Genomic DNA, 9,919 nt, shown 5'->3' on the forward strand with positions numbered 1-9,919 from the left:
CGCTTCCGGAAATCCCGTAGGAAAACCCTGCCCCCGGACTCCCGCCTGAAGGCGGACGGGTGGGGCTACCCTGCGGACATGACAGCCGTACGGGCGTACCGCAGGTTGAGCGTCGAGGAGCGCCGGGCCCAGCTCCTCGACGCCGCCCTGACGTTGTTCGCACACCGGGCGCCGGAGGAGGTCTCGCTCGACGACGTGGCCGAGGCCGCCGGCGTCTCGCGCCCCCTGGTCTACCGCTACTTCCCCGGCGGAAAACAGCAGCTCTACGAGGCCGCCCTGCGCTCGGCGGCCGACGTCCTGCGGCTCTGCTTCGCCGAACCCCAGGCCGGCCCCCTGACCCGGCGGCTCTCCCGGGCCCTGGACCGCTACCTGGCCTTCGTCGACGAACACGACACAGGCTTCTCCGCCCTCCTCCAGGGCGGCAGCGTGGTCGAGACCTCCCGCACCACCGCCACCGTCGACGGCATCCGCAGGGCCGCCGCCGAGGCGATCCTCTTCCACCTCGGCGTGCCGGCCCCCGGCCCCCGCCTGCGCATGATGGTGCGCACGTGGATCACGGCGGTCGAGGCCGCCTCGCTGATCTGGATCGACGAGGGCAAACAGCCGGAGACCGACTCGCTCCGGGACTGGCTGCTCGACCAGTTCATCGCCCTCCTCACGGCGACGGCCGCCACCGACCCGGAGACGGCCGCGGCGGCCCGCGCCGCCCTCGCGCTCGAATCGGCGGAGGGCCCGGTGGGGGTGCTGGCCCGCCGGGTGATCCCCGTGGTCTCCGAAGCGGCCCACCTGCTGTGAGACTGGAGGGGTGAGAAGCCAAACCACCCCCTTCGAGGGCGGCCCGATGGACGGCCGGACCCTCCCGATCCTCCTCGGCCCGACCGGCCACCCGCCGAAGTGGTACGAGATCCCGGTCCCGGACGCGGACGGCGGCGCCCCGACGGTGCTGCTCTACGAGCGGGTCCCGGCCGGGTACTCCAAGCGCCTGGGCCTGCAGAAGGGCTGGAAGTACACATATGCCCCCGACGGCCAGAAGCCGAAGCTCCGCTGGCCCTGGACGAAGCCGGCCCCGCGGGGGGAGTGACGGCCGAGCGCCACCGGAGCCCGGGGCGCGGCCGCGGTGGCGCCGCAGCCCGAACCGTACGGCCATCACCGGCCGTGGCCCCGCCGGACCACGGCAGCCGGATCACGGCAGCCGGGCCTCGACCAGGGTCAGTACGGCCTCCGCCCCGCCCCCCGCGTCCGCCGCCTGCCGGAACACCAGGTCCGCCCCGATGACCTCCGCCTGCCCCACCGCGATGGTCAGCCCCAGCCCGTGCCCCTTGCTGCCGCCCCCGGTACGGAAGCGCTGGGGCCCGTGAGACACGAGGTACTCGGGATACCCGTCCCCGTGGTCCCGTACCGTCACCACCGGCCCGTCCACCGTCACCACCACGGGCGTCCGCCCGTGCTTGTGGGCATTGACGACCAGGTTCCCCAGCACCCGCTCCAGCCGCCGCCGGTCCGTCTCGACGTGGGCGTCCCGCGCCACGACGACCTCCGTGTCCGTCCCCGACGCCCGCACCACCCGTCGCGCGAGGCGCCCGAGCTGGTGCAGGTCGCTCTCCACCACCTCGCTGCCCGAGTCGAGCCGGGAGATCTCCAGCAGGTCCTCCGTCAGCTGCCGCATCGTGCGCACCCGTTCCTGCACCAGCTCCGTCGCCCGCCCCTGGGGCAACAGCTCCGACGCCGCCTGCAGACCGGTGAGCGGGGTGCGCAGCTCGTGCGCGACGTCCGCCGTGAACCGCTGCTCCCTCTGCAGCTTCGTCTGCAGGCTGCCCGCCATCGTGTCCAGGGCCGCCGCGACCGTCGCCACCTCGTCCTGGTGCCGGGAGGGGTCCTTCGTCCGCGGGTCACCGACCCGGGCGTCCAGGTCGCCCTGGGTGATGCGGCGGGCCACCGTCGCCGTCTGGTGCAGTCGCCGCGTCACCCGTGTCACGGCGAAGGCGCCGACCAGCAGCGTTCCGCCGATGGCCAGGACCGAGGATCCGATGATCGCGTTGTCCAGTCCGGTGATGGTCCGGTCGCTCTGTCCGTAGTCGACCGCCGTGGCCAGGGCCTTCCCGTCGGCCGGGGCCGCCGCCCACATCAGCTGCCGGCCCTCGTACTCCGCCACCAGCGTTGCGCGCTGCCCGGACAGGGCCAGCTCGCGCAGCCGGTCCGGCAGCCCGGCCGGATCCAGCCCGGACTCCGGCGGCAGCACCTCGCCGGCCTCGTAGGCGCGCGAGGCGTCGTTCAGCTTGCCGAGCGCCTTCTCGCGGGCCGTCGCGACGGTCTGCCGGGTCACTTCCACGTGCACGAGCACACCCAGCGCCGCCGCGAGCGAGCAGCACATCAGCACGATGAAACAGGCCGATTTCCAGGTCAGTGTCGCCGTCCACGAGGGCAGCCGGAGCCTCACCGCGAAGCTCCCGCCGGGCTCGGGCCCGGGGCGGCCGGTGTCCGGGAGCGGCCCGGGCTGGTCCCGGGTACGCGGACGATCTGCTCCCAAGCCGGCAGCATCGAACGCTGCGTCTCGTCGTAGGACCAGGTGGTGTTCACCTCGTAGCCGGCGTTGCCGCTCGGGACGCGCAGGATCACGTCCCGTCCGGCGAGCTCAACGCTGATCACGGTGTCGGTGGTGGCCATGATCCGGCTGAGCCGGCCCTCGGCATCCGCCGTGTACACGCGTACGGACATCTGCTGGTCGGGGTACTCGATGCCGACGACCATCTCGTCCTTGCCGTTGCCGGTGAGGTCCCGGTAGTACGGCGTCAGCACCGGACACTTCTTCGGATCGGCCCCGTCCGCCCCGCACCCGTCGATCGCGGCAGCGGTCTCCTGAGGCATCCCGTCGGGGCCGGTCCGGGAGTCCGGGTGCGCCCGCAGCTCGGCCTGGACGAGGGTCACCGGGTCGATCCCGTGCACGTTCTGGTCCAGAACGGGCGCGATCCCGGTGACGTACTCGGGCGGCGCGCCCCCCGGATCGGCGGGCGGTACGACGGCCCCCGCACGTCCCGGCCACAGATGCACGGGCCCGCTCGCGGTCGGGGTGGCCCCGGCGCCCGCCAGCCCGCCGGTGTCACCGCAGGCGCTGGCCAGCGGCAGCAACAGGGCGGCCAGCAGGCCCGCGCGGACGCGCCGGCGCCGACTCCCGCTCCGGTGACCGGGGGTGCGGGAGGGATCCGATCCGGCCACCCGTGCACCGTCCTCTCCCGTGAACATGTGCGTGGTCCACATTAGGCAGAGCCGCATCGTTTCTGCCCGTGCGGCGATCCGCCGAGGGGAAGCCGGTCCTACGCTTCCGTACGCCCGCGGCGCAGCATCGCGAAGCCCAGCCCCGCAGCGCCGACCGCCGCGATGCCGCCGCCCGCGGCGAGCAGCAGCATGCCGTCACCGGGACCGTCGGCCAGGGTCTTCAGGCCCAGCGCCTCGGCGGCCCCCGCACCCGAACGCGGGGGCGCGGCGGCGGGGACGACCCGGCCGTCGCGGTTCGCGGTCTTGTGCCCGGCGGGGCTCACGGCGGCGGGGGAGACGTCGGGGTTCTCCGTATCGACCCCGGCCCAGGAGGTGAGCCGGCCGTCGGCCCGCAGCGCGAGGTGCATGTCCCCGGCGTCGACGAAGCCGGTGCTGCCGTCACGGCTGCTCAGGGTGGCGGCCTTGGAGCCGTCGGGGTTGAGGACATCGGCCTGGTAGGCGCCCTCGGCCACGCGGTACACCTTCGCGGTGGAGACGCCGTCCGCGAGGGAGAGGGTCTTGACCAGGGTCCGGGGGGTGGTCGCGACGCGCGCGGAGGAAGCCGACGGCACCCCGTCGGCGAGCGCGGCCGCCGCGGGGAACGCCAGCAGGGTGCCGGCACACACGGCCACGGCGGCGGCGCGTACGAGAGTGCGGCGGCTGTGGCTCACGGTGTTCACGGGACGTCCTTCGGTGCTGGTCAGGCCCTGGTGCGTCCAGGTGGGACAAACGTATGCACCGGCCGTTGCAGTACCACGTTGCTTCTGTAACAGCCGGGCCTCGGGGACCCGGCGGAGTCGTTACACGGCAGGCGCCGCGGCCGTCCCCCCGAGTGGGGTCCGGGACGCGCCGCGGCATGTCCGCCGGTGGGGTCCGGCATGCGCCACGGCAATCCCCCCTCCGGTGGGGTCCGGTGGGGCCCGGCACGCGCCGCAGGCCGGACCCCACCGGGGGATTGCCGCGGGGCGCCCGGGCTGCTCCCATGGACGGCGGGGGTGAGGGCCATGGCTTCGCGGGGACTGAAGGTGCTGCCGAGCGGCCGGGCGGGCCGCGGCCGGCTGTACGTGAACCTGCCCGACGGCCGGGCGGTGGCCTGGTACGACCGGCGGGCCAACCGGATCAGCGTGCTGGCGGACGAGCGCCGCGAGGAGATCCTGACGGCGTTACGCCCCTACCTCACCGGAACCGTGGCCATCGGCCCCCCACCCGTCCCCACGCCCGCGGAACTGCTCCGCCTGTCCCTGCCGCCCGACGAGGACCTGGCCCCGAACCGCCCGGGGGAGGCCCTGATCGGCGCCCTCACCCACGGCGCCGCGGGTGCCCGCGCCCGGCACCGGCTCCGCCAGGAGCTCACGGCGAGGCAGCGGATGGGCGAGGTACTGGACGCGCTGGCCGAATCCGAGGACTGGCGGGTCCTGCACTCCGTCGGCGGCATCGCCGACCACCTGCTGATCGGCCCGCCCGGGGTCTTCTGCATCCGCACGGTCCAGGGCCGCCGCCAGCGCACGTCCGTCGGCGACCTCCTCCTCACGGTGGGCCGCACCGACCCCACCCCGGACCCGCGCACGGCCCGCCGGGCGGCGGCGTACGCGACCTACGCCCTGTCGGCCCCGGTGACCCCGGTACTGGCGGTGGTGGACGCGACCCGCCTGGAGGTGACCCCCACCCTCCGAGACGTCCGCGTCCTCACCCCGCCGACCGCAGCCCGCTTCCTGCAGGACACACCCACCACTCTCAAACCACCGGAGATGGAAACCCTCTACGCGACAGCCAGAGACCGCAGAACCTGGCTGGTAGCCCGCTAGCCCGCTAGCCCGCTAGCCCGCTAGCCCGCTAGCCCGGTAGCCCCAGGGCCCCTCCGAGCGGTAGTTGGGGGGAGGCGCGGAACTCTGGGGCGGGAGCGTGTCCTTCAGCCCGCCGAGCCATTACAGCCTGTCCGGCGTTTGAGGCGCGGGGTCTGGGGCGGAGCCCCAGGATCAGTTCAGCCGTCCGGCGTTTGAGGACCGGGGTCCGGGGCGGAGCCCCAGGGTCTTTTCAGCCCGTCCGGCGTTTGAGGACCGGTCAGGGCCGGGCCCTGGGAACGGTGGAAGGGAGGGTAGGGGACTCCGCCCCGCAGGGCCCGCCCGCCCTCAGGCAGAGCTCCGCTTGCGCGGCGTCGTCGCCGCCGCCTTCTTGGCGGCAGCCCGCGCAGGCTTCGCTTCCGCGGACTTCGCCGAGGCGGTCTTCTTGGCCGCGGCAGCACCCGTAGCGGCCTTCTTCTTCGCAGCGGCCGCAGCCGTCGACTTCTTCCCGGCACCGGCACCGCCACCGCCACCCGCAGAGGAACCTGCGCCGCGGCCCCCCGCCACCGACGCAGTCGACTTCTTCCCGCCCACAGCCTTCGGGGCCGCCCCGCCCCCCTTCCGCCGGATCGGCGTGACCTCCGCGCCGCCACCGGAAGCCCCTTCTCCCTCGGACTCCGCCCCGCCCCGCCCCGCCCGCGACTCCTTCGCCACCCGCACACTGTTCTCCAACGCAGCCATCAGGTCGATGACCTGCCCCCCGGCCGCCTCCGGACCCGCCACGGCCGCGGCCTCACCCCCACTCCCACCGGCCTTCGCCGCGACCATCGCCTCCACCGCCTCGCGGTAGTCGTCGCGCAGCGAGTCCATCTCCACCTCCCCCAACGTCGCCATCAGCGCATCCGCCAGGTCCAGTTCGGCCTCCCGTACCGAGACCTCGCCCTCCGGCGCCACCCCCTCCGGCACCCGGATCTCGTCCGGCCACAGCAGCCCGTGCATGGCGATCACGTCGCCGACGACCCGCAGCATGCCCAGCCGCTCCCGCCCCCGCAGCGCGTACTTGGCGATGGCGACCTTCCGGCTCCGTTTCAGCGCCTCCCGCAGCAGCGTGTACGGCTTGGCCGCCGTCGCTCCGCTCGCCGCGAGGTAGTACGCCGCGTCCATCTGCAACGGATCGATCTGATCGGCCGGCACGAACGAAACGATCTCGATCGTCTTCGCCGTCGCGATGGGCAGCTGCGCCAAGTCCTCGTCCGTGATCGGAATGATCGATCCGTCCGCTTCCTCGTACCCCTTGCCGATCTCGGCGGTCGACACCTCCTCCCCGTCCAGCTCGCAGACCTTGCGGTAGCGGACCCGTCCGCCATCACTCACATGGATCTGGCGGAAGGAGATCGAGTGGCTCTCGGTGGCGTTCACGAGCTTGATCGGAATGCTGACCAAGCCGAAGGAGATCGCCCCGTTCCATATGGATCGCACGGTTCCTCCTGTTTCGTGGCAATCTCATCGTATGACGCCGATCACCATGGTGGAGGGCCGTCGCATCGCGCTCAGCAACCTCGACAAGGTCATCTATCCGGAGACCGGCTACACCAAGGGCGAGGTGCTCCACTACTACGCCACGGTCGCGGGCACCCTGCTCGCCCACATCCACGACCGCCCGGTGTCCTTCCTGCGCTATCCCGACGGCCCGGACGGGCAGCTCTTCTTCACGAAGAACCCGCCGCCCGGTACCCCCGCCTGGGTGAAGACCACCCCGGTTCCGCGTTCCGAGGACGTCCGGGCCGAACAGGTGGTCGTCGCGGACCTGCCCACCCTCATGTGGGCCGCCAACCTCGTCGTCGAGTTCCACACGCCGCAGTGGCCGGCCGGCGCCCCCGCCCTCGCCGACCGCCTGATCCTCGACCTCGACCCCGGTTCCCCCGCCACCGCCGTCGAGTGCTGCGCCGCCGCCCTGTGGCTCCGGGACCGGCTGGCCGCCGACGGCCTCCAGGCCTACCCCAAGACCTCCGGCTCCAAGGGCCTCCATCTGGCGGTGCCCCTCGAACCGACCCCCTCCGCGCACGTGTCGGCGTACGCCAAAACCCTCGCCCAGGAGGCCGAGCGCGAGCTCCCCGACCTCGTCGTGCACCGGATGACCAAGGCGCTGCGCCCCGGCAAGGTCTTCGTCGACCACAGTCAGAACGCCGCCGCCAAGACCACGGCGGCCCCCTACACCCTGCGCGCCCGCGCCCTGCCCACGGTCTCCGCCCCGGTCTCGTGGGCGGAGGTCCAAGCCTGCCGGACCCCCTCCGACCTAGTCTTCCTCGCCGAAGACATCGCACCCCGGCTGGCCCGCGACGGAGACCTCTTCGCCCCCCTCCTCGACCCCGGCCTGGCGGGGCGCCTCCCGTGATCAGGGTCGCGCTCGCCGCCGCCGTACGGTCCCTGCCGCGCGCACCCGGCCTCGCGTACGAGCCGAAGTTCGACGGCCACCGCCTCGTCGTCATCCGGACCGTCGGCGGGGTGACCCTCCAGGCCCGCTCCGGCCGCATCGTCACCGCGGCCTTCCCCGACCTCGCGGCCGCCGCCCACCACCTGCCCGCCGGGACGGTGCTCGACGGGGAGGTGGTGGTCTGGCACGCGGGCCGCACCGACTTCGCGCTCGTGCAGCGCCGGGCGGCCGCCTCGGCCGCGCGGGCCGCCGTGCTGGCCCGGACGCTGCCGGCCTCGTACGCGGCCTTCGACGTACTGGAACTCGCCGGGCTGGACCTGCGCGCCCGTCCCTACGAACGCCGGCGCGCCCTCCTCGTAGACCTCCTCCTGCCCCTGGGCCCGCCGCTCCAGCCGGTCCCGATGACCACGGACCCGGAGCTCGCGGAGACCTGGTACGAGACCCTGCCCGCCAGCGGTATCGAGGGCCTGGTCGTCAAACGGATGGACCAGCCCTACCCGGCCGGCCGGCGGGGCTGGCAAAAGCTCCGCCACACCAACGTCCGCGACGCGGCGGTGGTCGGCTACACCGGCACCGCCCGCCGCCCGCTCGCCCTGGTCCTGGTCCTGCCGGCCGGCGACGAGACCGCACTGGTGTCGAGCCCCCTGACGGCGGCGCTGCGCACCGAGGTGGCGGCGGCGGTGGCCGGGCGCACCTCGCGCACCTCTCAGGGCGCCACCATCACGGCCATCGGCCTCGGCGAGGTCCCCTTCCACCCCCTGGACCCGCCCCTGACGGCCGAGGTCCGCCACACCTCGACCCGCCACCCGCCCCCGGAGGTCCTGCGCCTGCGCACAGACCTGTGACCCCCGGCGGGGTCCGCCACGGGTCACAGGTTCGGCTGCTGGATCAGCGGATCGATCGTCCTCGGTGGATCAGTCGTGCGCGCCCCGCCCCGAGTTGGGCGGAGATCCGGGCTGCGGGTGCGGGCCCGGCCCTTCGACGTGCCTGTGGCCCGATTCCCGCCGGGCCCTGACCTCCTCCGGATGGAGCGAGGTGGTGGAGCCGAAGTTTCCGTAGCCCTGCATCTCGTGCGGGCGCAGTCCGCTCTCGGGGAATTCGACGTACTCCCGCTCCTCGGAGACCTCGTACACCGCACCGCCGTCGGGCAGGTGCGGCTGGCTCTCGGGAGCGGGGGGTGCCGGTTCCCGTGCCCGGACCCGCTTGCCCAGCATGAAACCGCCGAGAAGGAAGCCGACCACGATGAGCCCGACAACCAGGAACCACGCGATGTTGGTCAGAGTTCTGTCCACCGCGAGGAAGGTCAGAGTCGTGTCCATACAACCCATATTCCCGCATCGGCGACCATTTCACACGATCACGCCCCCGAGCTGCCTCCTCACCCCTTGAGGGGGCCGTCCGCGTCCCGCACCCCACGAACCTCGCGCCCCCCGAGCACCGCCAGGATCTCCGCACAGATGGCCAGCGCCGTCTCCGCCGGAGTCTGCCCGCCCAGATCCAGGCCGATCGGCCCGTGCACCGTCCGCAGCCGCTCGTCGCTCACCCCGGCCGCGAGCAGCCCCTCGCGGCGCCGCGCGGTGGTCTTGCGGGAGCCGAGCGCGCCGACGTACGGAATCCCGAGCGCGAGCGCGGCCCGCAGCGTCGGCACGTCGAAGTCCGGATCATGGCTCAGCATCGCCAGACAGGCGGCGTCCCTCCGCGCTTCGAGCAGCTTCGCCGCCTCGCCGACGGCAGTGACGCTACTGACCTCCCACCCGAGCAGCCGGGCCTGCGCCTCGATGACCTCGGCCAGCTCCCCGGCTCCGCCGATCACCACGTACGGAGCCGACGGGTACGCCTCCACGAGCACCAGCCCGGAGCCCGCGTACAGCGCGTCCCGGCCCGGCCGCCGCGTCCTCAGCAGCTCCCCGGCACGCCGCTCGGCGTCGCCGGACGGCTGATCGGACCCCCGTACGACGACACTGACGGCCTGATCGGCCCGCTCGTTCAACTGGGTCACGAGGGCGACCCCGACCCCCTGCCCGAGCAGCTCCCACCACTCACCGGGAATGGCGCCCAGCGGCTGCAACAGCACCTCGGCCTGCCCGCCACACGTCAGCCTGGCCTCGACGGCCTCGCCGGCCCCGACCGAAACCTCACACACCCGCGCGGTCTCCCCGACCCCCATGGCCGCGGCCTCGGCAACGAGCTCGGCATCGAACACCCCCCGGTACAGGGCCCCGACGCACTCCCCACGCGCATCCACGAGCACCGCCCCGGCGGGATCCCGAGGCCCGAACCCCTGCTCGGTCACGGGCCGGGCCAAGAACCCGACCCGCCCCTCGGCCACCCACCGCCGCGCCGTCTCCACCAAGTCACGCATTTCGCGCCGCCCCATCCTCACCGTCAGAGCACGCCACAAAGCCCCAGACCAGCAACCCGAAGTGGCCTCACCTCCAACCTACGCACGCGC

Annotated in this window: 11 protein-coding genes; 5 read left to right on the plus strand and 6 right to left on the minus strand. The window is 73.5% G+C overall.

Annotated features, from left to right (window positions below; genetic code table 11):
- The first annotated feature begins 78 nt into the window (after positions 1 to 78).
- Complete coding sequence (locus OTB20_RS15315) at positions 79 to 795, plus strand: TetR/AcrR family transcriptional regulator (protein WP_267817929.1); 717 nt, start codon at positions 79 to 81, stop codon at positions 793 to 795.
- Between the two features lie 10 nt (positions 796 to 805).
- Positions 806 to 1,081, plus strand: a complete 276-nt coding sequence (locus OTB20_RS15320; RefSeq protein WP_267817931.1) for a hypothetical protein — start codon at positions 806 to 808, stop codon at positions 1,079 to 1,081.
- Between the two features lie 102 nt (positions 1,082 to 1,183).
- Here the strand turns inward: OTB20_RS15320 and OTB20_RS15325 are convergent, their stop codons facing one another.
- From OTB20_RS15325 to OTB20_RS15335, 3 genes are all read right to left on the minus strand, one after another.
- Positions 1,184 to 2,437 (minus strand): sensor histidine kinase, encoded by a 1,254-nt coding sequence (locus OTB20_RS15325; protein ID WP_267817932.1) that lies wholly within the window; start codon positions 2,435 to 2,437, stop codon positions 1,184 to 1,186.
- Positions 2,434 to 3,240, minus strand: a complete 807-nt coding sequence (locus OTB20_RS15330; RefSeq protein WP_267817934.1) for a hypothetical protein — start codon at positions 3,238 to 3,240, stop codon at positions 2,434 to 2,436. Before OTB20_RS15330 ends, OTB20_RS15325 begins: the two co-directional genes overlap by 4 nt.
- Positions 3,241 to 3,311: 71 nt before the next feature.
- Positions 3,312 to 3,932, minus strand: a complete 621-nt coding sequence (locus tag OTB20_RS15335) for a hypothetical protein (RefSeq protein WP_267817936.1) — start codon at positions 3,930 to 3,932, stop codon at positions 3,312 to 3,314.
- A gap of 324 nt (positions 3,933 to 4,256) precedes the next feature.
- On the opposite strand from OTB20_RS15335, the gene OTB20_RS15340 reads away from it, so the two are divergent.
- Positions 4,257 to 5,057, plus strand: coding sequence for a nuclease-related domain-containing protein (locus tag OTB20_RS15340; RefSeq protein ID WP_267817937.1), 801 nt, complete (start codon positions 4,257 to 4,259; stop codon positions 5,055 to 5,057).
- Between the two features lie 324 nt (positions 5,058 to 5,381).
- On the opposite strand, the gene OTB20_RS15345 is transcribed toward OTB20_RS15340, so the two are convergent.
- Positions 5,382 to 6,512, minus strand: coding sequence for a Ku protein (locus OTB20_RS15345; protein WP_267817939.1), 1,131 nt, complete (start codon positions 6,510 to 6,512; stop codon positions 5,382 to 5,384).
- A gap of 31 nt (positions 6,513 to 6,543) precedes the next feature.
- Between OTB20_RS15345 and ligD the strand changes: the two genes are divergently transcribed.
- Both ligD and OTB20_RS15355 read left to right on the plus strand, forming a co-directional pair.
- Entirely contained in the window at positions 6,544 to 7,428 is an 885-nt protein-coding gene (gene ligD, locus OTB20_RS15350) for a non-homologous end-joining DNA ligase (protein WP_267817941.1), read from the plus strand.
- A complete protein-coding gene (locus tag OTB20_RS15355; protein WP_267818148.1) occupies positions 7,428 to 8,312 on the plus strand; it encodes an ATP-dependent DNA ligase in 885 nt (294 codons plus the stop codon). The genes ligD and OTB20_RS15355 overlap by 1 nt, the downstream gene beginning before the upstream one ends.
- A 69-nt stretch (positions 8,313 to 8,381) precedes the next feature.
- Here OTB20_RS15355 and OTB20_RS15360 read toward each other — a convergent pair whose 3' ends face one another.
- Positions 8,382 to 8,786: a DUF6479 family protein gene (locus OTB20_RS15360; protein ID WP_267817943.1), complete on the minus strand. Its 405-nt coding sequence runs from the start codon at positions 8,784 to 8,786 to the stop codon at positions 8,382 to 8,384.
- A 59-nt stretch (positions 8,787 to 8,845) separates the two neighbouring features.
- Positions 8,846 to 9,829, minus strand: a complete 984-nt coding sequence (locus tag OTB20_RS15365; protein ID WP_267817945.1) for an XdhC family protein — start codon at positions 9,827 to 9,829, stop codon at positions 8,846 to 8,848.
- Between the last annotated feature and the right edge of the window lie 90 nt (positions 9,830 to 9,919).

This window comes from Streptomyces sp. H27-H1 (genome assembly GCF_026627445.1).
Lineage (GTDB): Bacteria > Actinomycetota > Actinomycetes > Streptomycetales > Streptomycetaceae > Streptomyces.